A 26,752-nucleotide genomic window follows, 5' to 3' on the forward strand; every position below is an offset into this window, starting at 1 on the left:
GTGTTCGTGCTCGACAAGGACGGGAAACCGCTGATGCCGTGCCATCCGGCCCGCGCCCGCAGACTCCTGACGTCCGGGCGGGCGGTGGTGGTCCGGCACACCCCGTTCGTCATCCGGCTGAAGGACCGCACGGCGGCCGAGTCGGCCATCGCCGGGGTGGAGGCCGGGATCGACCCGGGCAGCCGCCACACCGGCCTCAGCCTCTTCACCTGGACCGACAACGTCCGGCGGGGCCTGTTCGCCCTGCAGCTCGACCACCGGGGCGGGCGGATCCGCGACAAACTGGCCGCCCGTGCGCAGTATCGGCGCGGGCGGCGGTCGCGGAACCTGCGCTACCGCGCCCCGCGCTTTTCCAACCGCACCCGCTCGGACGGGTGGCTGGCGCCGTCGCTGCGCCACCGCCTCGACGGCACCCTGTCCTGGATCACCCGGCTGTCCCGGTGGGCACCCCTCCGGGCGATCCACGTGGAACAGGTCGCCTTCGACGCCCATTCACTGGCGGCGGGCAGGCCGCTGACGGGAGTGGAGTACCGGCAGGGCACCCTGGCCGGGTACGAGGTGCGCGAGTACCTGCTGGCCAAGTGGGACCGCCGCTGCGCGTACTGCGGGGCGGCGAACGTTCCGCTGAACATCGATCACATCCAGCCCCGGTCGCGGGGCGGCTCCGACCGGATCGCCAACCTGACCCTGGCGTGTGTGCCGTGCAACCAGGCCAAGGACGCCCGCCCGGTCGAGGAGTTCCTGAAAGGCAAGCCGAAGGTGCTGGCCCGGATCCTCGCCCAGGCCATGGCTCCGCTGCGGGACGCCGCCGCGATGAATGCCACCCGCCAGGCACTGGGGCGGGCGTTGAGCGCCACCGGCCTGCCGGTGCGTGCCGCCTCCGGCGGGCGTACCAAGTGGAACCGCGCACGCACCGGCGCGCCCAAGTCCCACACCCTGGACGCCCTGCACGTCGGCGAGCTGGAGACCGTCACCGCCTGGCCCGCCACGGTGCTGGTGGCCGCCGCGACCGGACGCGGCGGCTACGCCCGTACCGCGCCGGACCGGTACGGTTTTCCCCGACTGCGGCTGCCGCGTGTCAAGCAGGTCCACGGGTTCGCCACCGGCGACCTGGTCCGTGCCGTCGTCCCGGCTGGGAAGAAGGCTGGCACGCACACCGGGCGGGTCGCGGTCCGCACCACCGGCAACTTCAACATCCGCACCGCCCACGGCCTGGTGCAGGGCATCGGCCACCGGCACGTGCGGCTGCTGCAACGCGCCGACGGCTACGGCTACACCAGAACCAAGGAGACCACCGTGACCGACCGTTCCGCGTTCCCTCCCCGGCCTGAAGGCCGGGGCCTCCACGCTGGAGGTGATCGGTGAACGTCCGTCCCCCCGCCCCCCACCCCTCCGGTGCCGTCCCGCCGCCGATCCCGCGCGACCTCGTCCCCCGGCACGTCGCGATCGTGATGGACGGCAACGGCCGGTGGGCCAAGCAGCGCGGCCTGCCGCGCACCGAGGGGCACAAGGCGGGTGAGGCGTCGCTCTTCGACGTGATCGAGGGCGCGATCGAGCTGGGCATCCCCTACCTGTCGGCCTACGCCTTCTCCACCGAGAACTGGAAGCGCTCGCCCGACGAGGTGCGCTTCCTGATGGGGTTCAACCGCGACGTCATCCGCCGCCGCCGCGACCAGCTGCACGCCATGGGCGTGCGGGTCCGCTGGGCCGGCCGTCCCGGGCGGCTGTGGAAGAGCGTCATCTCGGAGCTGCAGGACGCCGAGGAGATGACCGAGCGCAACTCCACGCTGACCCTGCAGTTCTGCGTCAACTACGGCGGCCGGGCCGAGATCGTGGACGCCGCGCTCAGACTGGCCGAGGACATCGCCGCCGGGCGGGTCAAGCCGGGCCGGGTGAAGGAGGAGACCTTCGCCCGCTACCTGGACGAGCCGCAGATCCCCGACGTGGACCTGTTCGTGCGCTCCTCCGGCGAGCAGCGCACCTCCAACTTCCTGCTCTGGCAGTCGGCCTACGCCGAGATGGTCTTCCTCAACCGGCTCTGGCCGGACTTCGACCGCCGCGACCTGTGGGAGGCGTGCGAGACCTACGCCAAGCGCGACCGCAGGTACGGCGGGGCCGTCCCCAACGAGGTGCGCTGACCTCCCCGCACAGGTCGACGGCCTTGTGGGCCCCTCCCGGCGGTGTGAGACTGGAACTGACGAAGGGGGGACGTCATGATCGAGGTGAAGAGCGTCGACAAGCCGGATGAGCGCCGGGACTTCCCGATGGGGCACCTGGACGTCTGCGACCTGGAAGGGCTGACCTTCGGCGTCGCCACGTTCGAGCCCGGATGGCGCTGGTCGGAGTCCGTCAAGCCGATCGCCGGGACCGACTCGTGCCGGGTCCGCCACAACGGGTTCGTCGTGAAGGGCCGGTTGTGCATCCGGATGGACGACGGCGAGGAGGCCGAGGCGGGACCCGGCGACGTCTTCGTCTGCGATCCCGGGCACGACGCCTGGGTCGTCGGCGACGAGCAGGCCGTGGTGTTCGACTTCGCCGGCGGGGCCGCGGAGTACGCCAGGGCGGCGCCTCAGTGAGCTGAGCCGGTGGTGCGCCGGACCGGGGCGCATCACCACGGCACTTCGCCGGCGTCCTCGAAGAACTTGCCGGTCGGGCCGTCGTCGGGCAGGGTCGCGAGGCCGACGGCGATCGCCGCGCCCTGCTCGGGGGTGCGCACGCCGCGGAAGCCGTTGAGATCGGTCGCGACGAAGCCGGGGCAGCAGGCGTTGATCAGGATGTTCGTGCCGCTCAGCTCCCGGGCGTACTGGAGGGTGACGGCGTTCAGGAACGTCTTCGACGGCGCGTACGCCGCGGACACCGGGCCCGTCGTCCGCTCACCGCCGGGTCCCGATTGCCGGGTGAGGGAGCCGACGCTGCTGGACATGTTCACGATCCGCGGCGAGGCGGAGCGGCGCAGCAGCGGCAGCATCGCGTTGGTGACGCGGATGACGCCGATCACGTTGGTCTCCACGACCGTCCGGATGACGGCGGGATCGACCCGGGTGGGCTCCTGCGGCATGCCACCGGTGATGGCCGCGTTGTTGACGAGCACGTCGAGGCGCCCGGCCTGCTCCTCGATCAGCCGTGCGGCGGCGGTCGCGCTCGCGTCGTCGGTCACGTCCAGCGGTACGCCGAACGCGTCGACTCCGGCCGCGCGCAGCTTCTCCACCGCGGCCTCCCTGCGCTGATCGTCGCGGGCGCCGACGCCGACGCTCCAGCCGAGGGCGCCCAGGCCCGCCGCGATCTCGTATCCGATTCCCTTGTTCGCGCCGGTGACCAGCGCGATCGTGCGTTCGCTCATGGGAGCGATGCTGCCGCCGACCCCGGCGAGGGGTCCAACACCGATCGGCTGAGCAGCGATACCGCGCGGGTATCGATCCTGGATAGCATGGCCGGGTGGAGACCCGGGAACTGCGTTACTTCGTCGCCGTCGCCGAAGAGCTGCACTTCGGGCGCGCCGCGCAGCGACTCGGGATGGCACAGCCGCCTCTGTCACGGGCGATCCAGCGGCTCGAACGCCGGCTCGGGGCAGCGCTGCTGGACCGGACCAGCCGCACCGTCACGCTGACCGAGGCCGGCGCGGTGCTGCTGGCCGAGGGCCGGGCGGCCCTCGAGGCGGTCGACGCCGCCGAGCTCCGGACCCGCCGCGCCGCCCTCGCCGCGACCGGCCGTCCGGCCCTGGCCCTGGTCGCGAAAGCCGGCGCGTCCAGCGAACTGCTGGCCGAACTGCTCGACGCCTACGCCGCCGAACCCGGCGCGGTCTCCGTCGACGTCGTCCTGTGCGGCCCGGGCGAGCAGGCGCGGCTGCTGCGCGAGGGCCGGGCCGACGTGGCGCTGCTGCACCGGCCGTTCGACTCGACGGCCGGGTTCGACACCGAAGAGCTCAGTACGGAGCGCCAGGTCGTGGTCCTGCCGGCCGGGCATCCGCTCGCCCTCCGGGAGCACGTGCACATGGCCGACATCGCCGTGCTGCCCGACCTGCCCCTGCCGCGCTGGCCCGACTCCGGCGGCGCCTACCCGCCCGGCCCCGGCCCGCAGGTCCGTGACCACACGCAGCTGCTGCAACTGGTCGCGCTCGGCCGCGCGTGCATGATCCTGCCGGAGTCGTGCCGGGCCCGGTTACACGGTGACCTGGCCGCCGTGCCCGTGCTGGACGCGCCGACGGTCACCACCGTGATCGCCTGGCCGTCGCACAGCCGGTCCAGAGCCGTCGCCGACCTCGTCCGGAGCGCGACACGTCTCTAGCGGCCGCCTCATCGGCGGTCCCAGGTCCGGGCCGCCCCCTGCCGCAGGGCCCTTCCCGACGGACGCGTGCGGCTCCGGGACGGGCGGGCGGCGGGCGGCTCAGGCGCGGCGGCGGGCCCGGTAGGCGGCCACGTGCATGCGGTTGCCGCAGGTGCGGCTGTCGCAGTAGACCCTGGAGCGGTTGCGGGACTCGTCGACGAAGACGCGCTCGCAGTCGGGGGCCGAGCAGGTGCGCAGGCGCTCCCACTCGCCCTCGACCAGCAGGTGCGCCAGGGCCACGCCGAGGTCGGCCGCCAGGTGCTCGCCGAGGGAGGCGCCCGGGGCGAAGTAGTGGACGTGCAGGGAGTGGCCGTCGTGCTCGGTCAGGCGCGGGGTGATGCGGGTCTCGCTCAGCAGGGTGTTCAGCCGGATCACGGCGGTGGCCTGGTCGGGCGCGGTGAAGACCTTGTGGAAGGCCTCGCGGAGGGCCCGGACCTGGCCCAGGTCGGCCGCGCCGAGCTCGCCGACGCCGCTGATCTGCCAGCGGTCCACGAATTCGCCGAGCCCGTCCAGGCTGTCCAGCCGGTCCTCGCCCCCGGTCGAGGGGGAGGTGTTGACCAGGTCGACGGCGGTGGCGAGCGAGTGCACCATGTCATGTCCGAATGGCATGTCGACTCCTGTTCGGTGCGGGGTTCGGCGTGGTCGCACGTACGGCGGCCCGCCGTCCCGGAAGCGTATCTCTCCGGGACGGCCCCGCGGCCTTCCGTCACCGCACATCACCGCATCGGGTTCACCGGACATCACCGCGCCGGTTCATCGCGCCGGTTCCACCACGCCGGTTCATCGCGTCGGACCGGGGCGCCGGGGGCCGGACCGGTCACGGGGCCGGCCGCCTCCGTCTCCGCGGGCGGGGCCGCTCAGGACCGCGCGGCGGTGGAGCAGGACGAGCAGGTGCCGAAGACCTCGACCGTGTGCGTGATCTCGGTGAAACCGTGCTCGCTGCCGACCGCCTCGGCCCAGCGCTCCACGGCGGGCCCGGCCACCTCGACCGTCCGCCCGCAGCGGCGGCAGACCAGATGGTGGTGGTGGTCGCCGCTGGCGCACGCCCGGTAGACCGACTCGCCGTCGTCGGTGCGCAGGACGTCCACGTGGCCCTTGTCGGCCAGCGCCTGCAGCGCCCGGTAGACGGTGGTCAGCCCGATCTTGGCGCCTTCCGCGCGCATCTCGGCGTAGACGTCCTGCGCGCTGCGGAAGCCCTCGCTCTGGCGGAGGATCTCGTGTACGGCGTCGCGTCTGTTGCTCATGGGCGGGACTCCTGAGGTCGGCTTCGGCGTACGAATCTACCGAGCCCGAGGGCCAGGACGAACCCTCCCAGCGCGACGAGCACGATCAGCGCACCCGGCGGCGCCTCGACGTAGAAGGAGGTGGTGAGGCCGCCGACCGTGGCGACCACCCCGGAGGCCATGGCCAGCAGCATGGTGCTGCGGAACCCCCGGGTGAGCTGCTGGCCGGTCGCCACCGGGACCACCATCAGGGCGCTCACCAGCAGCAGCCCGACCACCCGCATGGCGATGACCACGGTCAGCGCCGCGGTGACGGCGATCAGCAGGCTGAGCAGGCGGACCGGCAGGCCGGCGGCCTTGGCGACCTCCTCGTCCTGGCAGAGGACGAACAGCTCCCGGCCGAAGACCGCCACCACGCCGAGCACCGCGACCGCGAGGGCGCCGATCACCCACACGTCCTGGAGGGTGACGGTGCTGATCGAGCCGAACAGGTAGGACATGAGGGTGGAGTTGCTCCCGCCGGGGGCGAGCGAGATGAGCAGCACGCCTCCGGCGATCCCGCCGTAGAACAGCAGGGCCAGCGCCACGTCGCCGCTGGTCCTGCCGCGTGCGCGGACCAGCTCGATGGCGACGGCGCCCAGCACCGAGACGAGCACGGCGGTCAGCACGGGGGCGGTGCCGGTGAGGAAGCCGAGCGCCACACCGGTCAGCGCGACGTGCCCGATGCCGTCGCCCAGCAGGGCCAGGCGGCGCTGCACGATGAAGGTGCCGACGGCCGGGGCGGTCAGGCCGATGAGGAGCGCCGCGATCATGGCCCGCTGCATGAAGTCGTACTGGAGCAGGTCGATCACGAGGTGGGTCTCCACTCCAGGGGGCTCGCCGGGGGCTCCTCGGCGTGCGGGTGCACGTGGTCGTGGCCGGGCAGCGCGTGCGCGCCGACCGCGTGCGGCGGCGGGCCGTCGTGGCAGACGCAGCCGTCGCGCAGGACCACCGCGCGGGTGATCAGGGGCTCCAGCGGGCCCAGCTCGTGGGCGACCAGCACGACCGTCCTGCCCTGGGCCACGAGCCCGGCGAGGGTGTCGGCCAGCAGCTGCTGGCTGGCCGCGTCCACGCCGGCCGTGGGCTCGTCCATGACGAAGGTGTCGGGCTCCCCGGCTAGGGCGCGGGCGATCAGCACCCGCTGCTGCTGCCCGCCGGACAGCGCCTGCACCGGGTCTCCCGCCCGGTCGGCCAGGCCGACGGCCTCCAGGGCCCGCGTGGTCGCGGCGGCGTCGGCCGCGCTCGTCGGGCGCAGCCGGCGCTGCCGTGCGATCCGCCCGGAGGCGACGACCTCGCGGATCGTGGACGGCACGCCGCCGCCCACGGAGAGCCGCTGGGGCACGTAGCCGATCCGCCACCAGTCGCGGAACCGGGCGGGCGGCGCGCCGTACAGGAGGGTGGAGCCCCCGGACAGGGGGGTCAGGCCGAGCAGGGCGCGGACGAGGGTGGACTTGCCCGACCCGTTCGCGCCGAGGACGGCCACCACCTCACCGGAGCGGACGGTCAGGTCGATCCCGCGCAGCACCGGGCGGCGGTCCAGGCTGACCTGGCCGCCGCGCATGGTGAACGCTTCTTCTCTATCTGTCACGTGGTGCCTTCACGGGCAGCTGAGCGCCTTCTTGAGGGTGGTGAGGTTCTGCCGCATGGCGGACAGGTAGTCGCCGTCCGCCGGCCGGCTCTCGATCGGGTCGAGGACCGCGGTGGTGGCGCCGACCTCCTGGGCGAGAACCTCGGCGACCTTCGGGCTGACGAGGGTCTCGGTGAAAATGGTAGTCACTTTTTCCCGTTTGGCGACTTCGGCCACCTCGGCCAGGCGCGCGGGGGAGGGCTCGGCGTCCGGGTCGACGCTGATCCCGACCTGCTTGAGCTTGTAGCGGTCGGCGAGGTAGCCGAAGGCCTCGTGGCCGGTGACGATGGAGCGCGAGGCGCAGTCGGCCAGGCCCTGGGCCAGCTCGCCGTCCAGGGCGGTGAGGTCGGCGGCGGCCTTCGCGGCGCGCTCCCGGTAGCCCGCGGCGCGGGCCGGGTCGGCGGCGGCCAGCTTCTCGCCCAGCCGGGTCGCGACGGTGGCGAACCGGCTCGGGTCGAGCCAGAGGTGCGGGTCGTAGGAGACCTCGTGCCCGTGCTCCTCCTCTGCGTGGCCCTCCTCGCCGTGGCCCTCCTCCGCGTGCTCCTCGGCGGCGAGGGTCTTGACCAGGGTGGCGGCGTCGAAGCCCCGGTCGGCGGCGTGCTGCTCGACCGCCTCGTCCACGGCGGGCTGCACGCCCTTGACGTAGGCCACCAGGGAGGTCTTCTCCAGCCCCGCCACCTGGGCGGGCGTCAGCTCCAGGTCGTGCGGTTCGACGCCGGGCTCGGCCAGGCCGATGACGGTGACGTCGCCTCCCCCCACCTGCTCGGCCAGCCACTGCAGGGGGTACAGGGCCGCGGTGACCTCGGGGCGGCCTCCCCCCGCGCCGCCGGTGCCGCCGGCCGATTCGGCGGCACCGGAGCCGCAGGCGGCGGTGGCGGCGAGGAGGGCGGTCCCGGTGAGCAGGCCGGCTGCGCGCATGCGGATACGTCGGGAGGAGTCGGACATCATGTCCAACAGTATGCGCGTAAATGAAAACGGTTGTCAAAATCGAGCCGAGATCGCCGCCCGGCGGACCGGCCAGGATGGTGAGGAGCGGAACGGCCGGGGAGCGAGCCGGTGAAGGGCGGGGCCGAGGACTCCTCGCCGGAGCGGCCCTTCTGTGACCGGTCCCGGTGGATCCGGCCAGGGCGAGGCGCTCCTTCCCGGCCGGGCGGTGTCAGAAGGCTCCGAACCGGTCGGCGGCCAGCAGCAGGAGGAAGGTCAGCAGGGCGATCCGGAGGATGCGGCCCTTGGTGGCCAGGGACGGCCAGGACATGTAGGCCAGCCAGCCGACGAACGCGATCACCGGGAGCACGGCGAGGCCGCCCCAGAAGGACGGCACCGCGAAACCGGCCAGGAGGAGGACGACGAGGAGCAGCGGAGGGATCCAGCGGGGGAGCTGGAACAGGAACACCAGGGGCGCGGCGCTGAACCGCTCGACCTTCTGCCGGAGCCCGGTCGCATCGGGGGTGAAGAACTGCTCGCCGGGCGGGAGCGGGCGCCGGGCGGCCGGGCGGCCGGGTCCGGATCCGGTCGTGCGGCCGGAGGCGGCACGCCGGGCGAGAGGGTGCGCGGGACGCCCGGAGCCGGGACGCTCGGAGCTGCTCTTGTCGGCCACGGCCAGAGCCTAACGCCGGGGCGTCCCGCTTGTGGCCGGAGGCGGGCCGTACGTAGACTCGGCGGCGGCGGACTCCCACGCCGAACCTCCTCGATCGGGCACCCACGCCGCCCGTGCTCCACGGAGGCAAAGGGGATTCACGTGCCTCGGGAGGCTGCGGGTCCCATGCGCGCCGACCGACGTCGCGGCGGGCCGACCGGCAGGCGTGGGCTGCGGGTGGCCGTACGCCGCGAGCGGAGTCAGCATGACCAGCAAGAAGCAGCTCAAGATCCGGATCCGGGCGCGGATGGCGAAGACCGGCGAGAGCTACACCGCCGCCCGCCGCCATGTCGTCGACCGGCCCGAGCCCGCGACCGACGGTGCCTGGACCTTCCACGGCGGGCGCCACCCGGGCAGCGCGGCCATCTCCGCGGTCCTCGCCAACCAGGGCCTCGCCGTCGGTGAGCCGATGGTCTTCCTCGCCGGAGGCGGCATCGGCGCCGGATACATCCTGTGGGAGTTCAAGCACGACGGCAGCCGCCACCTCACGCTCGGCTTCCGCAACCAGTGGCAGTACCACGACCGCTGGACGGCCAAGACCCTGGACCGGCTCGGCGTCGGTTTCACCGCGCACACCACCTCGGGGGCCAAGGGCGCGTCCGCCGCCCTCGCCGCGGAACTGGACGCGGGACGGCCCTGCATCGTGCTGCCCGACCGCTACCACGTCGGCTACTGGGGTCTCCCGGAGAGCCTGGACGGGTACGGCGGGCACCCGGTCGTCGTCTACCGGGGCGACGGCGGGGACGTGCTCGTCGACGATCGGGGAACGGCCCCGATCAGGGTGCCGCGGACGCGGATGGACGCCGCCCGGGCCCGCGTGTCGTCCTACAAGAACGTCATGCACGTCCTGAACCCCGACGGCCCCGCCGGGATCGACGCCGGGCGGCTGGCCTCGGCCGCGCTGGAGGGGCTGCGCGACGCCGCCGAGCACCTGAGCGCGGCCTCCGAGTCGTTCTCGCTACCGGCCTGGCGCAAGTGGTCGCGGATGATGGTCGACCGCCGCAACGCCAAGGGCTGGCCGAAGGTGTTCGCCGACGGACGCGGGCTGGCGGGGGCCCTGCTGTCGATGTGGGAGGGCGTGGAACCCGTCGGGACGGACGGCGGAAACCTCCGCGACCTGTTCGCCGACGGGCTGGAGGAGGCCGGCGCGCTGCTGGACCTGCCGCTCGCGGACCTGGCGGAGGAGTTCCGCCGGATCCACGGGCTCTGGCACGACCTGGCCGAGGCGGCCTTCCCGCTCGACGTCCCGGAGTTCGCCCGGATGCGCGCGCTCACCGCCCGGATCCGCGAGTCGCTGCTGGCGGAGGGTACGGCGGGCGGCGGCGCGGAGGAGGACCCCCGGGCGGCCGCGGCGGGAGCGGGGGCGGTGATGCCGCAGGACGCGGTGGACGGAGCCGCGGAGCTGTGGGAACTGCGGGCCGCGGTGGACCGGGCCTCGCCGGTCGGGGACCACGAGGCGCTCTTCGCCGGCCTGAGCACGCGTCTGGCCGGGATCCACCGGGCGGAGAGCGAGGCGGTCGCGGCCCTGCGGGACCTGGTGCGGGAGCGGGGACGCGGATGAGAGGGCCCTCTGGCATGCTGGGCGGATGCTCGCTCTCATCCGCTACTCGGTGCCGCCCGCGCGGGCCGGGGAGTTCCTGACCCAGGCGTACGACATCATCGACACGCTGGCCGCGCAGCCGGGCTACGTGCGCGGCCGCGTGTCGAGGTCGGTGGACGAGCCGGACCTGTGGGCGCTGGTCAGCGAGTGGGAGGGGGCGGGGTTCTACCGCCGGGCCCTCGGCGCGGCGCGGATGGCGATGTACCCGCTGATGACGCTGATGATCAACGAGCCGAGCGCCTTCGAGGACGTCGAGCGCGGGTGACCGCACCGCCCGCCCGCCCGGCCGGAGGAGGACGCACCGGGACCGGCGCGGCGCGCGGCGGGCACAGGCACGGGCACAGGAACGGGCGCAGCGCGTGCGGACGCGATGTGCGCGCCCCGCCGTCCCGGGCTCCCCTAAGCTGGGAGCCCAGTCGATTCCTCGCCGACCTCCAGCCGGATGGAGATTTTCCCTTATGTCACGCCGTACGGACATCATGGACACCATCGTCAGCCTCTCGAAGCGACGTGGGCTCGTCTACCCCTCCAGCGAGATCTACGGAGGCCTGCGCGCGTCGTGGGACTACGGCCCGCTGGGCGTGGAGCTCAAGAACAACGTCAAGCGGCAGTGGTGGAAGTCCATGGTCCAGGCCCGGGAGGACGTCGTCGGCCTCGACTCGTGCGTCATCCTCGCCCGCGAGGTGTGGCAGGCCAGCGGTCACGTGGAGACCTTCACCGACCCGCTGACCGAGTGCCAGTCCTGCCACAAGCGCTACCGCGCCGACCACCTCGAAGAGGCGTACACCGAAAAACACGGGAAGCACCCGATCAACGGCCTGGCCGACATCACCTGCCCCAACTGCGGCAACAAGGGCGCCTTCACCGCGCCCAAGCAGTTCAGCGGCCTGCTGAAGACCTACCTCGGCGCGGTCGAGGACGAGTCGGGCCTGGCCTACCTGCGCCCGGAGACCGCGCAGGGCATCTTCATCAACTACCTCAACGTGCAGCAGTCGGCGCGCCGGAAGATCCCGTTCGGCATCGGCCAGATCGGCAAGTCGTTCCGGAACGAGATCACCCCCGGCAACTTCATCTTCCGCACGCGCGAGTTCGAGCAGATGGAGATGGAGTTCTTCGTCAAGCCCGGCACCGACGAGGAGTGGCACCAGTACTGGATCGACGAGCGCTTCCGCTGGTACGTCGACCTGGGCATCAGCAAGGACAACCTGCGGCTCTACGAGCACCCGCAGGAGAAGCTGTCCCACTACTCCAAGCGCACCGTCGACGTGGAGTACCGCTTCAACTTCACCGGAAGCGAGTGGGGCGAGCTGGAGGGCATCGCCAACCGCACGGACTTCGACCTGACCGCGCACGGCAAGGCCTCCGGCACCGACCTGAGCTTCTTCGAGCAGGACACGGGTGAGCGCTACGTGCCGTACGTGATCGAGCCGGCCGCCGGCGTCGACCGCGCGACGCTCACCTTCCTCATCGACGCCTACACCGAGGACGAGGCGCCCAACGCCAAGGGCGTCATGGAGAAGCGCACGGTCATGCGCCTCGACCACCGGCTCGCACCGGTCAAGGTCGCGGTCCTGCCGCTGTCGCGCAACGCCGACCTGTCGCCGAAGGCCAAGGACCTGGCCGCCCAGCTCCGCAGGCGCTGGAACGTCGAGTTCGACGACGCGGGCGCCATCGGCCGCCGCTACCGCCGCCAGGACGAGATCGGCACGCCGTTCTGCGTCACCGTCGACTTCGACACTCTGGACGACCACGCGGTGACCATCCGCGAGCGGGACTCCATGGCCCAGGAGCGGGTCGCCCTCGACCAGGTCGACTCCTACCTGCGACAGCACCTCAACGACTGACCCGCCGCTCGTGACGTACGGCTCCCGCCCCCTCGGACGGGAGCCGTACCCGCCCCGGGGAGCGGCCGGCGGTCCCCGCGCAAGACGAACCGGTGAACCCGGCAGGTGATGCGGTGAAGCGACCCACGATCGATGACATCGCCCGCCGCGCGGGGGTCTCGAAGGGGGCCGTCTCGTTCGCGCTGAACGGCCGCCCCGGCGTGTCGGCGGAGACCCGGGACCGGATCCTGTCGATCGCCACCGAGCTCGGCTGGCAGCCGAGCAGCGTCGCCCGTGCGCTCTCGGAGGGCAGGGCCGACGTGCTGGGCCTCGTCGTGGCCCGCCCGGCCCGCACGCTCGGGCTCGAACCGTTCTTCATGCAGCTGATGTCCGGGATCGAGGCGGCGCTCTCGGCGGCCTCGGTGGGCCTGCTGCTGCAGATGACCGAGGATCCGCAGACGGAGACCGGGATCTACCGGCGCTGGTGGGCGCAGCGCCGGGTGGCCGGGGTGATCCTGGTGGACCTGCGGGTGGACGACCCGCGGGTCGCGGTCCTGGAGGAACTGGGGATGCCCGCCGTCGTCGTCGGCGGGCCCGAGGGGGCCGGCCGGTTGCCCGCCGTCTGGAGCGACGACGCCGAGGCGATCGGGTCGGTGGTGGATCACCTGGGAGCGCTGGGGCACCGCAGGATCGCCCGGGTGGCCGGCCCGGAGGTGCTGCGGCACACGGTCGTCAGGACCCGGGCGATGGAGGCGGCGGCCGCCGCGCGCGGCATGGAGAGCGTCACCGTGCACACCGACTACGGCGCCGACGCGGGAGCGGACGCGACCCTGCGGCTGCTGCGTTCCCGTTACCGGCCCACGGCGGTCGTGTACGACAACGACGTCATGGCGGTGGCGGGCACGGCGGCCGCCCAGGACGCCGGGATCGCCGTGCCGGAGCGGTTGTCGGTGGTGGCGTGGGACGACTCCGCGCTGTGCCGGCTGACCCGCCCGCACCTCACCGCGGTGAGCCGGGACATCGCCGCCTTCGGCGCGCGGGCCGCGCAGAGCCTGCTCGACCTGGTGGCGGGGGCGGAGGTCGGCTCGTGCCGGGACGCGACGCCCCGGCTGGTGGTCCGGGGGAGCACCGCGCCGTCCGCGGGGTGAGCGGGGGCCCGCGGCCGCCCGATCACGGGGACGCCGGTTCCGGGGAGCGCCGCGCCGCCCGCGGGGTGGGCGGAGCGTCCGCTTTCACCCGGTTGACCGCGTCCGTGCCGGGGCGGGATCCTGCTGGACGGCGAGGCCGCGCGATCGGCGCGGTGGCACCGCGAGGAGGCGGCACCGCGAAGGGTCCGGGCGGTCTTCCGGCCCTCCGGTCCGCTCGGCTCCGCCCCCCTCACCTGACAAGGAGCTGACGATGTTCGTCGACATGCCGCTGGACCAGTTGCGCGCTTACCTGCCCGAGCGGCCGGAGCCCGCCGACTTCGACGCCTTCTGGGACCGTACGCTGACCGAGGCCCGCAAGCACGACCTCGGCGCGGTCTTCACCCCGCACCCGAGCGCGCTGACGGTGGCCGACGTCTACGACGCGACCTACGCCGGGTACGGCGGGCACGCGATCAAGGGCTGGCTGCTCGTGCCGCGCGGGGCGGAGGGCCCGGTGCCGTGCGTGGTGGAGTACATCGGCTACGGGGGCGGCCGGGGCCTGCCGATCGACTGGCTGCTGTGGCCGTCGTTCGGCTGGGCGGTGTTCGTGATGGACTCGCGGGGCCAGGGGGCGGGCGGCTGGCGGCGCGGTGACACCGCCGACCCGGAGCCGGGCACGGGCCCGCAGACCCCCGGTGTGATGACCAAGGGCATCCACGACCCGGACGACTACTACTACCGGCGGCTCTACACCGACGCCGTCCGGGCGGTGGAGGCGGCCAGGACCCATCCGGCGGTGGACCCCGGCCGGATCGCGGTGTCGGGCGGCAGCCAGGGCGGCGCCATCGCGCTGGCGGTCTCCGCCCTCGTGCCGGACCTCGCCTGCGCGCTGATCAGCGTGCCGTTCATGTGCCACATCCGGCACGCCACGCAGATCACGGACGAGAACCCCTACGCCGAGCTGGCCGTCTACTGCCGGGTCTTCAAGGACCGGGTGGAGGAGGTCTTCACGACCCTGTCGTACTTCGACGGGCTCAACTTCGCGGCCCGCTCCGCCGTCCCGGCGCTGTTCTCGGTGGGCCTGCGCGACGGCGTCACCCCGCCCTCCACGGTCTTCGCCGCCCACAACCACTACGCGGGGCCGAAGGAGATGCGGGTGTACCCGTACAACGGCCACGAGGGCGGCGAGTCCGCCCACGCCATGGAGCAGGCCGCGTTCCTGCGGGCGGCCCTCGGCGCCTGACGCCCGGCCGGTCCGGGCGCGAGTGACGAGTGCGGGGTACGGCGTGCGCGCCGTACCCCGCACTCGTCGTGCGCTCCCGCCGGTCCCGCGGGCGCCCGGCCGAACCGTGGAGAACGATCCGGAAATTGGTTTACACCAATTGGTTTATACCAATTCTGGGGGTGACCGATATCACGTGGAAAATGTTGCCGATTTTAATTGGATTAGACCGCGGGGTGGGCTTTGAGCTGCATGGACGTGCTTCACGGGTAAGGGTGGCGTTTCATTCGCTGCTTCATCGGTAGAGTCCCGACTAAGGCGAAGAGCGCGTCATTTGAAGCCGTAGAAGGAGCAGCCGTGCCCAAGTACGTATACGACTTCACCGAGGGCAACAAGGATCTCAAGGATCTGCTCGGCGGTAAGGGGGCCAATCTGGCCGAGATGACCAATCTCGGGCTGCCGGTCCCCCCCGGCTTCACGATCACCACTGAGGCGTGCCGCGGTTTCCTCGCCGGAGGCTCGCTCCCCGGCGGTCTGGAGGAGGAGATCGCCCTCCACCTGACCGCGCTGGAGAGGCGGATGGGCCGCCGCCTGGGCCAGGCCGACGACCCCCTGCTGGTGAGCGTGCGCTCCGGCGCCAAGTTCTCCATGCCCGGCATGATGGAGACCGTCCTCAACATCGGGCTGAACGACGAGTCCGTGCGCGGCCTGGCCAAGCAGGCCGGCGGGAACGAGCGCTTCGCCTGGGACTCCTACCGCCGCCTGATCCAGATGTTCGGCAGGACCGTCCAGGGCATCGACGGCGAGCTGTTCGACGGGGCCCTGGAGCGGCTCAAGGCCGGCCGCAGCGACCTGGACCTGCAGGCCGAGGACTTCCAGCGCCTGGTCGAGACCTACAAGGAGATCGTCCGCGCCGAGACCGGCGAGGACTTCCCCGTCGACCCCTACCGGCAGATGCGGATGGCCGTCGAGGCCGTCTTCGCCTCGTGGAACGCCCCGCGCGCGGTGCTCTACCGCCGCCAGGAGCGCATCCCGGCCGACCTGGGCACCGCCGTCAACGTCTGCTCGATGGTCTTCGGCAACTGCGGCATGGACTCGGGCACCGGCGTGGCCTTCACCCGCGATCCCGGCAGCGGCCAGCAGGGCGTCTACGGCGACTACCTGCAGAACGCCCAGGGCGAGGACGTGGTGGCCGGCATCCGCAACACCATGCCTCTGCAGGAGCTGGAGGCCATCGACAAGGACTCCTACGACGAGCTCATGCGGATCATGGAGAAGCTGGAGAACCACTACCGCGACCTGTGCGACATCGAGTTCACGGTCGAGCGCGGGAAGCTGTGGATGCTCCAGACCCGGGTGGGCAAGCGGACGGCCGCGGCCGCGTTCCGCATCGCCGTGCAGCTGGTGGACCAGGGCCTGATCGACCTCGACGAGGCGGTCACCCGCGTCACCGGCGACCAGCTCGCCCAGCTCATGTTCCCCCGCTTCGACGGCGGCGCGGACAGGAAGCGGATCGGCAGGGGGATGAACGCCTCCCCGGGCGCGGCCGTCGGCAGGGCCGTCTTCTCCTCCGAGCGGGCCGTCGAGCTCGCCGCGGCGGGCGAGGCCGTGATCCTGGTCCGCAGGGAGACCAACCCCGACGACCTGTCCGGGATGATCGCCGCCCAGGGCGTGCTCACCTCGCGCGGCGGCAAGACCTCCCACGCCGCCGTGGTCGCCCGCGGCATGGGCAAGACCTGCGTCTGCGGGGCCGAGGAGCTGGAGGTCTCCGCCGCCGAGCGCCGCTTCACCGCCCCCGGCGGCGTCGTGGTCGCCGAGGGCGACGTCATCTCCATCGACGGCTCCAGCGGCGAGGTGTTCCTGGGCGAGGTGCCCGTGGTCGACTCCCCGGTCGTGGAGTACTTCGAGGGCGCCCCCGTCGGCGGCGACGAACTGGTCGCCGCCGTGCACCGGATCATGTCCCACGCCGACTCCGCGCGCCGCCTGGCCGTGCGGGCCAACGCCGACAACGCCGAGGACGCCGCCCGCGCCCGGCGGTTCGGCGCCCAGGGCATCGGGCTGTGCCGTACCGAGCACATGTTCCTCGGCGACCGCCGGCAGCTGGTCGAGGACCTCGTCCTGGCCGACGGCGACGACGAGCGCGAGCGGGCGCTGGCCGCGCTGGAGCCGCTGCAGCGGGCGGACTTCACCGAGATCTTCCGGGCGATGGACGGCCTGCCCGTCACCGTCCGCCTGCTCGACCCGCCGCTCCACGAGTTCCTGCCCGACCACACCGAGCTCGCGGTCAAGGTCGCCCTCGCGGGGGACCGGGCCACCGGCCGGGACCGCAGGCTGCTGGCCGCGGTCAAGCGCCTGCACGAGCAGAACCCCATGCTGGGCCTGCGCGGCGTACGGCTCGGCCTGGTCGTCCCCGGCCTGTTCGCCATGCAGGTCCGGGCGATCGCCGAGGCGGCCAGGGCGGTGCCCGGCGCCCGCGCGGAGATCATGATCCCGCTCGTCGGCGCCGTCCAGGAGCTGGAGTGCGTCAGGGAGGAGGCGGCCGGGATCCTGGCGGAGGCGGGGGTCGAGGCGGCGGTCGGCACGATGATCGAGGTGCCGCGCGCCGCGCTCACCGCGGGCCAGATCGCCGAGGCCGCCGAGTTCTTCTCCTTCGGCACCAACGACCTCACCCAGATGACCTGGGGCTTCTCCCGCGACGACGTCGAGGCCGCGTTCTTCTCCCGCTACCTGGACCTGGGAGTCTTCGGCGTCTCCCCGTTCGAGACCCTGGACCGCGCCGGCGTCGGCCGGCTCGTGCGGATCGCCGCCGAGGAGGGGCGCAGGGCCAGGCCCGGCCTCAAGCTCGGCATCTGCGGCGAGCACGGCGGCGACCCCGACTCGATCCACTTCTGCCACGAGGTCGGCCTGGACTACGTGTCCTGCTCGCCGTTCCGCGTGCCGGTCGCCCGGCTGGAGGCCGGTCGCGCGGCCCTGGCCTGCGCCGGCTCCGACACCCGCTGACGGGGTCGGCCGCGGGGTCCACCGGACTCCGCGGCGTCCCGGAGTGTTTACCGACTGTCAGGCATGGACCGGTCCTATCGGGGATAAAATCACTGCACTTATGCATCGCTATGACGAGTCCGATCAGGCCCGATGGGTGCCGGAACCCCCCGGCAACCCCGAGCGAGGCCCGTTCGCCCGGGACCGCGCGCGCGTGCTGCACAGCGCCGGGCTGCGGCGGCTGGCGGCCAAGACGCAGGTGGTCGGACCGGGGGAGACCCTGGCCAGCGGGCAGCACATCCCCCGCACCCGGCTGACCCACTCCCTGGAGTGCGCGCAGATCGGCCGCGAGATGGGCGAGGCGCTCGGCCGCGACCCCGACCTGGTGGAGACCGCCTGCCTGGCCCACGACCTCGGGCATCCGCCCTTCGGGCACAACGGCGAGACCGCGCTGAACGAGGTCGCCGCCGCGTGCGGCGGCTTCGAGGGCAACGCGCAGAACCTGCGCCTGCTGACCCGGCTGGAGGCCAAGGTCCTCACCGAGGACGGCCGCAGCGCCGGGCTGAACCTCACCCGGGCCACCCTCGACGCGGCCTGCAAGTACCCCTGGCGCCGCCCGGAGCCGGTCGAGGGGGTCACCGGCCGGCAGCCGTACGGCGCCTACGACGACGACCTGCCGGTCTTCGAGTGGATCCGGCAGGGCGCCCCGGCCGGCCGGGTGAGCTTCGAGGCGCAGATCATGGACTGGGCCGACGACGTCGCCTACTCGGTGCACGACCTGGAGGACGCCCTGCACGCGGGGGAGGTCACCCTGGGGATGCTGCGCGACGGGGCCGAGCGCCGCGACGTGTGCGCCACCACCCGCGCCTGGTACGCCCCGGAGGCCGACCCCGCCGAGCTGGAGGACGTCTTCGCCCGGCTGGTCGCCTCACCGCTCTGGCCGCGCGAGGTCGACGGCTCCATGTCCGGCCTCGCCGCGCTCAAGGGCCTCACCAGCGCGCTCATCGGCCGCTTCTGCAGATCCGCCGAGGTGGCCACCCGGGAGGCGTACGGCCCGGCCCCCGGCCGCTACGGCGCGGAACTGGTCGTGCCGAGGTCCAGCCGCCTGGAGTGCGCGGTGCTCAAGGGGGTCACCGTCCACTACGTGATCACCCGGGAGAACCACAGCGCCAACCGGGCCCGGCAGCGGGAGCTGATCCACGACCTGGCCCGCCTGATCGCGCGGGGCGCCCCCGACTCCCTGGAGCCCGCCCTCCGGCCCGCCTTCGCCAGGGCGGGCGACGACGCCGCCCGGCTGCGCGTGGTCGTCGACCAGATCGCGTCGCTGACCGACACCTCGGCGGTCACCTGGCACCGCCGCCTGGGCGGGCGCTGACCGGCACCTGGCCACCAGGCGCCGCCGCCTCGGCGGGCGCCGACGGACGCCGGCGGGGACCCGGCCTCGCCGGAAGGCCCCGGCGGGAGCGTCACCCGTTCAGGGTGGTGACCTGCCTGCTCTCCTCCACCGGCTTCTTGCGCGGCTTCCTGGTGGGCGTGGGGGTGGGCTCCGGCTTGGACGTGCACAGGATCGCGCACGCGGGCGTCCGACCGGTCCGCTTCATGAGGGCCCGCGTCTCGTCGGCGGGGGACAGGGTGCGGTTCCCCTTCAGCCAGGCGTCCAGGTAGTTCCAGGGCTTGACCATGCCCCGCCGCACCCACCACACGGAGGGCTCGGTCTTCCAGGAGATGGCGAAGTAGAGGTTGCTGGCGGTGTCGCGGGCGTTGCCGGAGTTGCCGATCTGCCCGAGCACCTGCCCGGTCTTGACCCGGGTGCCGGGTGCGATCCCCGGCGCGACCGAGTCGAGGTGGCCGCCCAGGTAGAGCACGCCGTCCTCCCCGGCGACCGTGACGAACCGGCCCTCGCGGTCCTGGCCCCGGTCGGTGGAGGGCTTCCACCGGTTCTTGATGTTGACCTCGTGGACCACGCCGTCCACCGGGGAGACGAACGAGCAGCCCTTGCCCGCCCAGATCGTGGTCTTGGGCAGCACCAGCAGCTTGCGCTGGTAGGTGGCCTCGCAACCCTGCACGGGGAAGGTGTAGGTGAACTCCGAGACCTTCGGCGGGGGCACCGGGACGGGCTCCTCGCCCTGGGGCGGCCGCACGGCCACCGGGGACGGCGAGGGCGTCGCGGAGCCGGTCTCGGCCACCGGCGGCGGGATCGTCGCGGTCACCGAGTCCGGGGCCGAGACCAGCTCCGCAGAGGGCGGAGGCACCGTGCTGACACCCGCCACCCCGGCCGGAGACGCGCAGGCCCCGGTGACGAGGACGGCGCCCGCCACGGCGGCCAGTCGTGTTATGTGCCCCGATCTCATGATGTCCACCCGCATAAGTTATCCAGAATCGGCCGTTACCTTTGTAACGGACCTCATCATCGACCACGACCCGTTCGGGAAAGTCGCTTTGGGGTCGCTTCCCGGCGATCTCCGGCACCGCTCGGGCCCGCAGGCCGGTCCGGCAGGCCCGCCGGGCGCCGTCCGGGGGCGGTCCGCAGGTCGGTCCGCCGGCCGGTCGGGCAGGCCCGCGGGGGGATGGTCCGCAGGCCGGTCCGGCGCCGCCTGAGCTGTCGGAGCGCCGGACTAGACTCGCGGCGTGGCAGGCCGGATCAGTGATGAGGACATCGCGCTCGTGCGGGAGCGCTCACCGATCGCCGACGTCGTGGGCGAGCACATCCAGCTCCGCAACGCCGGCGGCGGCAACCTGAAGGGACTCTGCCCCTTCCACGAGGAGAAGAGCCCCTCCTTCAACGTCACCCCCGCCCGCGGCTACTACTACTGCTTCGGCTGCTCCGAGGGCGGCGACGTCATCACCTTCGTGCGCCGGATGGAGCACCTGTCGTTCGGCGAGGCCGTGGAGCGGCTGGCGCAGCGGGCCGGCATCCAGCTCCGCTACGAGCAGGGCGGCTACGTCCCCGGGCGGGAGCAGGGCGAGCGCAGCAGGCTGATCGAGGCGCACCGGGCGGCCGCGGAGTTCTACGCGGCCAAGCTGGCCGACCCGGAGGCCGCGCCGGGCCGGAGGTTCCTGTCGGAGCGCGGCTTCGAGCGGGTCGACGCCGAGCGCTTCGGGGTCGGCTACGCGCCCGCCGGGTGGGAGGCGCTGACGCGGCACCTCCTGGCCCGCGGGTTCACCGCCGCCGAGCTGGTCAAGGGCGGGCTGGCCAAGGAGGGGCGCAGGGGGCCGATCGACCGCTTCCGGGGGCGGCTGGTCTGGCCGATCCGCGACATCACCGGCGACGTGATCGGGTTCGGTGCGCGCAAGCTGAACGACGCCGAGGACGGCCCCAAATACCTCAACACGCCGGAGAGCCCGCTCTACCGCAAGAGCGAGGTCCTCTACGGCGTCGACCTGGCCAAGCGGGAGATCTCCAAGCAGTCCCGGGCAGTGATCGTCGAGGGCTACACCGACGTGATGGCCTGCCACCTGGCGGGCGTGACGACGGCCGTGGCCACCTGCGGCACCGCGTTCGGCGCCGAGCACATCAAGGTGCTGCGGCGGCTGCTGCTGGACCACACCGGGGCGCAGGGCGAGGTGGTCTTCACCTTCGACGGCGACTCGGCCGGGCAGAAGGCGGCGCTGCGCGCCTTCGCCGACGAGCAGAAGTTCGCCACCCAGACCTACGTGGCCGTGCAGCCCGACGGGCTCGACCCGTGCGACCTGCGGGTCACCAAGGGCGACGCGGCGGTCCGCGACCTGGTGGCGAGCCGGCAGCCGCTGTTCGCGTTCGCCATCCGCAGCGTGATCTCCCGCCACGACATGAGCACCAACGAGGGGCGGCTGGCCGCGCTGGACGCCGCCGCGCCGATCGTGGCGGGCATCAGGGACCGGGCGCTGCGCCAGCTCTACGGGGTGGACCTGGACCGCTGGCTCGGCTTCAACAACGAGCGGTTCGTGATGGACCGGATCGCCGAGGTGGCCATGGCCGCCAAGGACTCCAGGGACCCCAGGGGCGCCGCCTCGGGGAGGGCGCGCGAGGGCGGGCCGGGCGGTCAGGGGCCGAGGCGGGTCGCCGACCTGACCGACCCCGGGGTGCGGATCGAGGCCGAGGTGCTGAAGCTGGCCGTGCAGCGCCCGTCGCTGCTCGGCGACCGGTTCGACGCGATCGGCGCGGAGGCCTTCACCCGGCCCGAGCACGTCGCGCTGCACAGGCTGGTCATGGAGGCCGGGGGCACCGCGGCCGGCGGCGCGGGCGGACGCGAGTGGGTGGACCGCCTGCTCGCCCTCGCGGGCGAGGACCTGCGCGGGACGGTCACCCGGCTGGCCGTGGAGGAGCTCCGCGCGGACCTGGCGAACGAGCAGCGGTACGCCTCGGACCTGGTCGCCGCGCTGGAGGGCATCACGGTGTCGCGGGCGATCGAGCAGGTGAAGTCGCAGCTGGAGCGGACCGACCTGGCCGGCGGGCCGGAGGAGTACCGCCGGCTGTTCGCGGAGCTGAACGAGCTGGAGCGCCGGCGGCGCGTGCTGCGGGAGCAGGCCGCCGGAAGCTGATCACGTAATCAGCTTTAATTTCCTGACGCTCATTCGGCCAAACCCGAATAAGGTCTCGATCCGATAATGATTGAGACCTTACCTCCGGTGACAAAAATAGGCCTGCCGTTTCAGGTGACTAATACAGCAGACTGTCTCCCGTGGGTGCATCGGTGCTGCCAAGCGGGCCGCCTTCGGTAGACCAGGTGGCCGACCTCGTCGCGAAAGGAAGAGAGCGCGGAAGCGTCACGGTCGATGACGTCGCCGCAGCCCTCGACAAATCCGAGCTGCCGTCCGACGCGCTGGAGCGCGTCGTGCGGATGCTCGCCGAGAACGGAGTGGAGGTCCTCGAGCCCCAGAGCGAGGAGGAGACCCCCAAGTCCGATGAGGAGGATGTCGGGAAACGAGCGCCGACCAGTGACCTGGTCCGCATCTACCTGCGGGAGATCGGGCGGGTGCCGCTGCTCACGGCGGAGGAGGAGGTGGAGCTCGCCAAGTCCATCGAGGCGGGGCTGTTCGCCGAGGAGAAGCTGGCCGCCATCGCCTCCCGGCTGGCCTTCCCCGAGCTGGGAGACCTCGTCTGGGAGGGCACGCGGGCCAAGCAGCGGCTGATCGAGGCCAACCTGCGGCTGGTCGTGTCGATCGCCAAGCGTTATGTGGGGCGCGGAATGCTGTTCCTGGATCTGATCCAGGAAGGCAACCTCGGTCTCATCCGGGCGGTCGAGAAATTCGACTACACCAAAGGCTACAAGTTCTCCACATATGCCACGTGGTGGATTCGGCAGGCGATCACCAGGGCCATCGCCGACCAGGCGCGCACGATTCGCATCCCGGTGCACATGGTCGAGACGATCAACAAGCTGGTCCGGGTCCAGCGCCAGCTCCACCAGGACCTCGGCCGCGAGCCCGCGCCGGAGGAGATCGCGCTGGAGATGGACCTCCCGATCGAGCGGGTGATCGAGATCCAGCGCATCGCCCAGGAGCCGGTCTCGCTCCAGTCGCCGATCGGCGAGGAGGACTCCGACCTCGGCGACTTCATCGAGGACGCCGACGCGGTGGTGCCGATGGAGGCCGCGGCCTTCATCATGCTGCAGGACCAGCTCGAGGAGATCCTCGCGACGCTGTCGGAGCGCGAGCAGCGCATCATCCAGTTGCGCTTCGGGCTCGCCGACGGGCATCCCCGGACGCTGGAGGAGGTCGGCAGGGAGTTCGGGGTGACCCGCGAGCGCATCCGCCAGATCGAGTCCAAGACCCTGGCGAAACTGCGCCACCCGACGCGGGCGCAGATCCTGCGCGACTACCTCGACTGACCTCCCGGTCGAGGAGATCGGACCGAGGACCCCGGAGCGTGCTCCGGGGTCCTCGCCGTGGGAGGGGTCCGCGGCCGCGCCGCCGGCGGGGTGCGCCGCCCCGCGGAACCGCCGCGTTGTCGACCTGCGGCCCTGCGGCCCTGCGGCCCCGGTGTGCCGGGGCGGCGGGGCCGGTTCCGGCTCCGGCGAGGGGTTGTCCATGGAGCAGGTCAAGGAACCCGCTGACGCGGTTAACGCGCTGGCCGAGCCTCTCTCCGACCAGGCCACGGGTGCAGCAGGCTGATCTCCGCACCCGGAACACCCGATCTTCTCATCGAGAAGGAGTGGAGGAACATATGACCGACCTCAGCCGTCGCAGGCTTCTGACCGGTACGGGACTGGCGATGGGCGCCGGTGCCGCGGCCGGTGCCGGGCTGGTACAGCTCGGGAAGCCCGAGTCTGCCTCGGCCGCCGCGTCCGGTGGATCGATCCCCTTCCACGGACTCCACCAGGCGGGGATCGCCACGCCCGTCCAGGAGCGCCTGCACTTCGCCTCCTTCGACCTCGGCACCCGGTCGCCGGCGGAGGCGGCGGGGCTGATGAAGGCCTGGACGGCGGCGGCGGTCCGGATGACCGCGGCGGAGGAGATCGGTCGCGGGGCGACCGGCAGGGCGCTGGCCCCGCCGGACGACACCGGGGAGACCCTGGAGATGCACGCCTCGCGGCTCACGCTGACGGTCGGCTTCGGCCCCTCCTTCTTCACCAGGCTGAACCTGCCGGCGCCGGACCGGCTGAGGGAGCTCCCGCCCTTCCGGGGCGACCGGCTCGACCCGGCCCGCAGCGGCGGCGACGTCTGCGTGCAGGCGTGCGCCGACGACCCGCAGGTGGCGGTGCACGCCGTACGGAACCTGGCGCGGATCGCGGCCGGCAAGGCGTCGCTGCGGTGGTCGCAGATCGGGTTCGGCAGGACCGCCTCGACCACGCCGGAGGAGAAGACCCCGCGCAACCTGATGGGGTTCAAGGACGGCACCAACAACATCGCCATGGACGACCGCTCCAAGCTGAACCGGCACGTCTGGGTGGGGGAGGAGGGGCCCGGCTGGATGGAGGGCGGGTCCTACCTCGTCACCCGGCGGATCCGGATGCACCTCGACATCTGGGACCGGACCCCGTTGAAGCAGCAGGAGGACGTCATCGGCCGGTACAAGCGGACGGGCGCCCCGTACGGAGGCACCCGCGAGTTCGACCCGGTGCGGATCCACGCGCTCCCGCCCGCCTCCCACGTGCGGCTGGCCCACCCCGACTCGAACGGCGGATCCAGGATCCTGCGCCGGGGCTACTCCTACACCGACGGCACCGACGGCCAGGGGCGGCTGGACGCGGGCCTGTTCTTCATCGCCTACCAGCGCGACCCGGAGGAGGGGTTCGTCAAGCTCCAGCGGTCACTGTCGGCCCGGGACAGCCTCAACGCGTTCATCCAGCACGTCGGATCGGGCATCTGGGCCTGTCCCGGCGGGGTGAGGCCCGGGTCATTCTGGGGCGAGGCACTGTTTTCTTAGGAGATACGGGCGCAAACTGGGCAGATGGAAGCGCGGCCGGCCATAGACGACGCCGCGCTCGAGCGCGAGGCGTGGTCCGTGCTCGAGGCGAACCGGACGGGCACGGCCACCGTGCCCGCGCCCGGCCTGTATCCGCACCAGTGGAACTGGGACTCCACCTTCGTCGCGCTCGGGCTGGCCAGGCGGGATCCCCGCCGGGCCGGGGAGGAGCTGCTCAGCCTGCTGACCGGGCAGTGGGGCACCGGCATGGTGCCGCACATCGTCTTCCGCCCGGCTCTGGCCGAGTCCTACTTCCCCGGCCCGTCCGTCTGGCGCTCCGCCGGCCACCCGGCGGCCCCGAGGGGGGTGCCCACCTCGGGGCTGACCCAGCCGCCGATGCAGGCGCTCGCCGCGTGGCGGGTGTGGCGCCACACCCGCGACACGGCGGACCGGGAGGAGGCCGACGCGCTCGTCCGGCGGCTCCACCCGATGCTGGCGGCCCAGCACGACTACCTGACCGCCTGCAGGGACCTGGGCGGGGGCGGGCTGGCCGCGATCGTCCATCCCTGGGAGTCGGGGATGGACGACAGCCCGGCCTGGGACGACCCGCTGGAGGCGCTCGCCGGGGCCCGCGACGCCCGCCCGCCGGGGGAGTCCTCCGACCGGCACCCCGGCGACCACCACGACCGCTACGTCTGGCTGGCCCTGCGCTACCGCGACTCCGGATACGACGGGGCCTACCTGCGCCAGGACCATCCCTTCGCGGTCGAGGACCCGATGTTCAACGGCATCTGGCTGGCCTCCTGCCACGCGCTCGCCGAACTGGCCCCGGTGGCCGGAGCGGACCCGAGGCCGTACGGCGAGGCCGCCGAGCGGATCCGGGCGGCGCTGCTGGAACGCCTGTGGAGCGGAGGCGCGTTCCAGGCGCGCGACCTGTGCGCCGGGCGGCTGATCCCCGTCTGCACGGTCGGCGGCTTCGGCCCGATGCTCGACCCCGGGATGCCCTCGGACCGGGTGGCGGAGCTGGTGGGCGTGCTGGAGTCGGCGCGCTTCATGGGCGCCGCCGGATATCCGGTGCCGAGCTGCGAGATCCGCGCCTCCCGGTTCGACCGCTCCCGCTACTGGCGGGGACCGTCCTGGGTGAACACCAACTGGCTGCTGCGGCGGGCGGCGGCGCTGCACGGCCGGGACGACCTGGCCCGCCGGCTGGGCGCGGCGACCCTCCGCCTGGTACGGCAGTCGGGCTTCCGCGAGTGCTTCGACCCCTTCGACGGCAGCGGCCGGGGCGGCCGGGACTTCTCCTGGTCGGCCGCGCTCACCCTCGACCTGCTCGCGGATAGCGTGGAGGCATGAGGCTCTTTCACCGCACGCCCGCAGAGGTCCGCGCCGCCGTCGTCCCGCCCGACCGGGTCCTGACCTACGCCCAGGGGCCGGACGGCTACGTGATCGCCACGGACCGGGCGCTCTACCTGGGGGAGACGCGGCTGCCGTGGTCCGGGATCGACCGCGGCCTCTGGGGCGAGGAGGGGCTGACGGTCGTCACCACGGACGGGCGGGAGCACCGGGTGCCGCTGCCCGAGCCGGGACGGGTCCCGGAGGCGGTGCGGGAGCGGGTGGTCTCCTCGATCCTGGTCAGCCAGTACGTGCCGCTGGACGCGCGCGGGGGAGTGAGGCTCGTGGCCCGGCGCGGGGAGGACGGAGAGGCGGTCTGGGACCTCGGGTTCGACGCGGGCCTCGACGGGAGCGATCCGGGCCTGCGGGCCCTGGCGGAGCAGGCGCTGGAGGGGGCCCGCCGGAGCTTCGGGATCTGACCGGGGCGGCGCTCC

Annotated in this window: 24 protein-coding genes; 16 read left to right on the forward strand and 8 right to left on the reverse strand. The window is 72.9% G+C overall.

The genetic code is table 11. From position 1 onward, the window contains the following. The 3 genes from iscB (at position 1) to HS048_RS13085 (ending at position 2,576) form a co-directional block, all read left to right on the forward strand. Positions 1 to 1,365 carry an RNA-guided endonuclease IscB gene (gene iscB, locus HS048_RS13075; RefSeq protein ID WP_307832454.1) on the forward strand — a complete coding sequence of 455 codons (1,365 nt, stop codon included), beginning with the start codon at positions 1 to 3 and terminating at the stop codon, positions 1,363 to 1,365. Beyond that, a complete protein-coding gene (locus tag HS048_RS13080) occupies positions 1,362 to 2,138 on the forward strand; it encodes an isoprenyl transferase (RefSeq protein WP_068896860.1) in 777 nt (258 codons plus the stop codon). Before iscB ends, HS048_RS13080 begins: the two co-directional genes overlap by 4 nt. Before the next feature lie 75 nt (positions 2,139 to 2,213). Continuing rightward, complete coding sequence (locus HS048_RS13085; RefSeq protein ID WP_196467082.1) at positions 2,214 to 2,576, forward strand: cupin domain-containing protein; 363 nt, start codon at positions 2,214 to 2,216, stop codon at positions 2,574 to 2,576. 32 nt (positions 2,577 to 2,608) lie between these two features. Here the strand turns inward: HS048_RS13085 and HS048_RS13090 are convergent, their stop codons facing one another. Beyond that, positions 2,609 to 3,340: an SDR family oxidoreductase gene (locus HS048_RS13090; RefSeq protein WP_196467083.1), complete on the reverse strand. Its 732-nt coding sequence runs from the start codon at positions 3,338 to 3,340 to the stop codon at positions 2,609 to 2,611. A 95-nt stretch (positions 3,341 to 3,435) separates the two neighbouring features. Between HS048_RS13090 and HS048_RS13095 the strand changes: the two genes are divergently transcribed. Further along, the gene (locus HS048_RS13095) at positions 3,436 to 4,284 is read left to right on the forward strand and encodes a LysR family transcriptional regulator (RefSeq protein WP_196467084.1); all 849 of its coding nucleotides are present in this window, start codon (positions 3,436 to 3,438) and stop codon (positions 4,282 to 4,284) included. A gap of 99 nt (positions 4,285 to 4,383) precedes the next feature. Here the strand turns inward: HS048_RS13095 and HS048_RS13100 are convergent, their stop codons facing one another. From HS048_RS13100 to HS048_RS13125, 6 genes are all read right to left on the reverse strand, one after another. After that, positions 4,384 to 4,932 carry a CGNR zinc finger domain-containing protein gene (locus HS048_RS13100; RefSeq protein ID WP_068896857.1) on the reverse strand — a complete coding sequence of 183 codons (549 nt, stop codon included), beginning with the start codon at positions 4,930 to 4,932 and terminating at the stop codon, positions 4,384 to 4,386. A gap of 248 nt (positions 4,933 to 5,180) precedes the next feature. After that, the gene (locus HS048_RS13105) at positions 5,181 to 5,567 is read right to left on the reverse strand and encodes a Fur family transcriptional regulator (RefSeq protein WP_068896856.1); all 387 of its coding nucleotides are present in this window, start codon (positions 5,565 to 5,567) and stop codon (positions 5,181 to 5,183) included. Next, a complete protein-coding gene (locus HS048_RS13110; protein WP_068897080.1) occupies positions 5,564 to 6,397 on the reverse strand; it encodes a metal ABC transporter permease in 834 nt (277 codons plus the stop codon). The genes HS048_RS13105 and HS048_RS13110 overlap by 4 nt, the downstream gene beginning before the upstream one ends. Next, complete coding sequence (locus HS048_RS13115) at positions 6,394 to 7,146, reverse strand: metal ABC transporter ATP-binding protein (RefSeq protein ID WP_196467892.1); 753 nt, start codon at positions 7,144 to 7,146, stop codon at positions 6,394 to 6,396. Before HS048_RS13115 ends, HS048_RS13110 begins: the two co-directional genes overlap by 4 nt. 36 nt (positions 7,147 to 7,182) lie before the next feature. Beyond that, complete coding sequence (locus HS048_RS13120; protein ID WP_230880824.1) at positions 7,183 to 8,160, reverse strand: metal ABC transporter substrate-binding protein; 978 nt, start codon at positions 8,158 to 8,160, stop codon at positions 7,183 to 7,185. A 208-nt stretch (positions 8,161 to 8,368) separates the two neighbouring features. Continuing rightward, complete coding sequence (locus HS048_RS13125; protein ID WP_068896853.1) at positions 8,369 to 8,809, reverse strand: DUF6703 family protein; 441 nt, start codon at positions 8,807 to 8,809, stop codon at positions 8,369 to 8,371. A 244-nt stretch (positions 8,810 to 9,053) separates the two neighbouring features. Here HS048_RS13125 and HS048_RS13130 point away from each other — a divergent pair, with 244 nt between their 5' ends. From HS048_RS13130 to HS048_RS13160, 7 genes are all read left to right on the forward strand, one after another. After that, positions 9,054 to 10,409 (forward strand): BtrH N-terminal domain-containing protein, encoded by a 1,356-nt coding sequence (locus HS048_RS13130; RefSeq protein WP_196467085.1) that lies wholly within the window; start codon positions 9,054 to 9,056, stop codon positions 10,407 to 10,409. A 25-nt stretch (positions 10,410 to 10,434) separates the two neighbouring features. Then, positions 10,435 to 10,713, forward strand: a complete 279-nt coding sequence (locus HS048_RS13135; protein WP_068896852.1) for an antibiotic biosynthesis monooxygenase — start codon at positions 10,435 to 10,437, stop codon at positions 10,711 to 10,713. A gap of 193 nt (positions 10,714 to 10,906) precedes the next feature. Continuing rightward, the gene (locus tag HS048_RS13140; RefSeq protein WP_196467086.1) at positions 10,907 to 12,292 is read left to right on the forward strand and encodes a glycine--tRNA ligase; all 1,386 of its coding nucleotides are present in this window, start codon (positions 10,907 to 10,909) and stop codon (positions 12,290 to 12,292) included. Positions 12,293 to 12,405: 113 nt separating this feature from the next. Continuing rightward, positions 12,406 to 13,419, forward strand: coding sequence for a LacI family DNA-binding transcriptional regulator (locus HS048_RS13145; RefSeq protein WP_196467087.1), 1,014 nt, complete (start codon positions 12,406 to 12,408; stop codon positions 13,417 to 13,419). A gap of 250 nt (positions 13,420 to 13,669) precedes the next feature. After that, the gene (locus HS048_RS13150) at positions 13,670 to 14,641 is read left to right on the forward strand and encodes an acetylxylan esterase (protein ID WP_196467088.1); all 972 of its coding nucleotides are present in this window, start codon (positions 13,670 to 13,672) and stop codon (positions 14,639 to 14,641) included. A gap of 336 nt (positions 14,642 to 14,977) precedes the next feature. After that, positions 14,978 to 17,620: a pyruvate, phosphate dikinase gene (gene ppdK / locus HS048_RS13155; RefSeq protein ID WP_196467089.1), complete on the forward strand. Its 2,643-nt coding sequence runs from the start codon at positions 14,978 to 14,980 to the stop codon at positions 17,618 to 17,620. Between the two features lie 100 nt (positions 17,621 to 17,720). After that, positions 17,721 to 18,974 carry a deoxyguanosinetriphosphate triphosphohydrolase gene (locus HS048_RS13160; RefSeq protein ID WP_196467090.1) on the forward strand — a complete coding sequence of 418 codons (1,254 nt, stop codon included), beginning with the start codon at positions 17,721 to 17,723 and terminating at the stop codon, positions 18,972 to 18,974. Between the two features lie 91 nt (positions 18,975 to 19,065). Here HS048_RS13160 and HS048_RS13165 read toward each other — a convergent pair whose 3' ends face one another. Beyond that, positions 19,066 to 19,950 carry a M23 family metallopeptidase gene (locus HS048_RS13165; protein ID WP_068897078.1) on the reverse strand — a complete coding sequence of 295 codons (885 nt, stop codon included), beginning with the start codon at positions 19,948 to 19,950 and terminating at the stop codon, positions 19,066 to 19,068. A 277-nt stretch (positions 19,951 to 20,227) separates the two neighbouring features. On the opposite strand from HS048_RS13165, the gene dnaG reads away from it, so the two are divergent. The 5 genes from dnaG to HS048_RS13190 all read left to right on the forward strand — a co-directional run bounded on the left by dnaG (position 20,228) and on the right by HS048_RS13190 (position 26,737). Beyond that, positions 20,228 to 22,120, forward strand: a complete 1,893-nt coding sequence (gene dnaG, locus HS048_RS13170; RefSeq protein ID WP_068896846.1) for a DNA primase — start codon at positions 20,228 to 20,230, stop codon at positions 22,118 to 22,120. 185 nt (positions 22,121 to 22,305) lie between these two features. Then, the gene (gene rpoD, locus HS048_RS13175) at positions 22,306 to 23,409 is read left to right on the forward strand and encodes an RNA polymerase sigma factor RpoD (protein WP_231647298.1); all 1,104 of its coding nucleotides are present in this window, start codon (positions 22,306 to 22,308) and stop codon (positions 23,407 to 23,409) included. 335 nt (positions 23,410 to 23,744) lie between these two features. After that, on the forward strand, positions 23,745 to 24,947 hold the full coding sequence (efeB, locus tag HS048_RS13180) for an iron uptake transporter deferrochelatase/peroxidase subunit (RefSeq protein WP_068896844.1): 1,203 nt from the start codon (positions 23,745 to 23,747) through the stop codon (positions 24,945 to 24,947). A gap of 24 nt (positions 24,948 to 24,971) precedes the next feature. After that, complete coding sequence (locus tag HS048_RS13185; RefSeq protein ID WP_196467091.1) at positions 24,972 to 26,279, forward strand: hypothetical protein; 1,308 nt, start codon at positions 24,972 to 24,974, stop codon at positions 26,277 to 26,279. Continuing rightward, positions 26,276 to 26,737, forward strand: coding sequence for a hypothetical protein (locus tag HS048_RS13190; RefSeq protein ID WP_068896842.1), 462 nt, complete (start codon positions 26,276 to 26,278; stop codon positions 26,735 to 26,737). The genes HS048_RS13185 and HS048_RS13190 overlap by 4 nt, the downstream gene beginning before the upstream one ends. Positions 26,738 to 26,752: the final 15 nt, after the last annotated feature.

Origin of the sequence: Planomonospora sp. ID91781, from assembly GCF_015711595.1 — a bacterium.
In the GTDB taxonomy this organism is placed as follows: domain Bacteria; phylum Actinomycetota; class Actinomycetes; order Streptosporangiales; family Streptosporangiaceae; genus Planomonospora; species Planomonospora parontospora.

What these genes read in the sequence shown, in the direction of transcription:
- HS048_RS13135 (WP_068896852.1), top strand. Translation starts at nt 10,435, where the DNA reads ATGCTCGCTCTCATCCGCTACTCGGTGCCGCCCGCGCGGGCCGGGGAG.
- HS048_RS13085 (WP_196467082.1), top strand. Translation starts at nt 2,214, where the DNA reads ATGATCGAGGTGAAGAGCGTCGACAAGCCGGATGAGCGCCGGGACTTC.
- HS048_RS13165 (WP_068897078.1), bottom strand. Translation starts at nt 19,950, where the DNA reads ATGAGATCGGGGCACATAACACGACTGGCCGCCGTGGCGGGCGCCGTC.
- HS048_RS13120 (WP_230880824.1), bottom strand. Translation starts at nt 8,160, where the DNA reads ATGATGTCCGACTCCTCCCGACGTATCCGCATGCGCGCAGCCGGCCTG.
- HS048_RS13115 (WP_196467892.1), bottom strand. Translation starts at nt 7,146, where the DNA reads ATGCGCGGCGGCCAGGTCAGCCTGGACCGCCGCCCGGTGCTGCGCGGG.
- HS048_RS13190 (WP_068896842.1), top strand. Translation starts at nt 26,276, where the DNA reads ATGAGGCTCTTTCACCGCACGCCCGCAGAGGTCCGCGCCGCCGTCGTC.
- HS048_RS13185 (WP_196467091.1), top strand. Translation starts at nt 24,972, where the DNA reads ATGGAAGCGCGGCCGGCCATAGACGACGCCGCGCTCGAGCGCGAGGCG.
- HS048_RS13140 (WP_196467086.1), top strand. Translation starts at nt 10,907, where the DNA reads ATGTCACGCCGTACGGACATCATGGACACCATCGTCAGCCTCTCGAAG.
- HS048_RS13150 (WP_196467088.1), top strand. Translation starts at nt 13,670, where the DNA reads ATGTTCGTCGACATGCCGCTGGACCAGTTGCGCGCTTACCTGCCCGAG.
- HS048_RS13130 (WP_196467085.1), top strand. Translation starts at nt 9,054, where the DNA reads ATGACCAGCAAGAAGCAGCTCAAGATCCGGATCCGGGCGCGGATGGCG.
- HS048_RS13160 (WP_196467090.1), top strand. Translation starts at nt 17,721, where the DNA reads ATGCATCGCTATGACGAGTCCGATCAGGCCCGATGGGTGCCGGAACCC.
- HS048_RS13090 (WP_196467083.1), bottom strand. Translation starts at nt 3,340, where the DNA reads ATGAGCGAACGCACGATCGCGCTGGTCACCGGCGCGAACAAGGGAATC.
- HS048_RS13105 (WP_068896856.1), bottom strand. Translation starts at nt 5,567, where the DNA reads ATGAGCAACAGACGCGACGCCGTACACGAGATCCTCCGCCAGAGCGAG.
- efeB (WP_068896844.1), top strand. Translation starts at nt 23,745, where the DNA reads ATGACCGACCTCAGCCGTCGCAGGCTTCTGACCGGTACGGGACTGGCG.
- HS048_RS13100 (WP_068896857.1), bottom strand. Translation starts at nt 4,932, where the DNA reads ATGCCATTCGGACATGACATGGTGCACTCGCTCGCCACCGCCGTCGAC.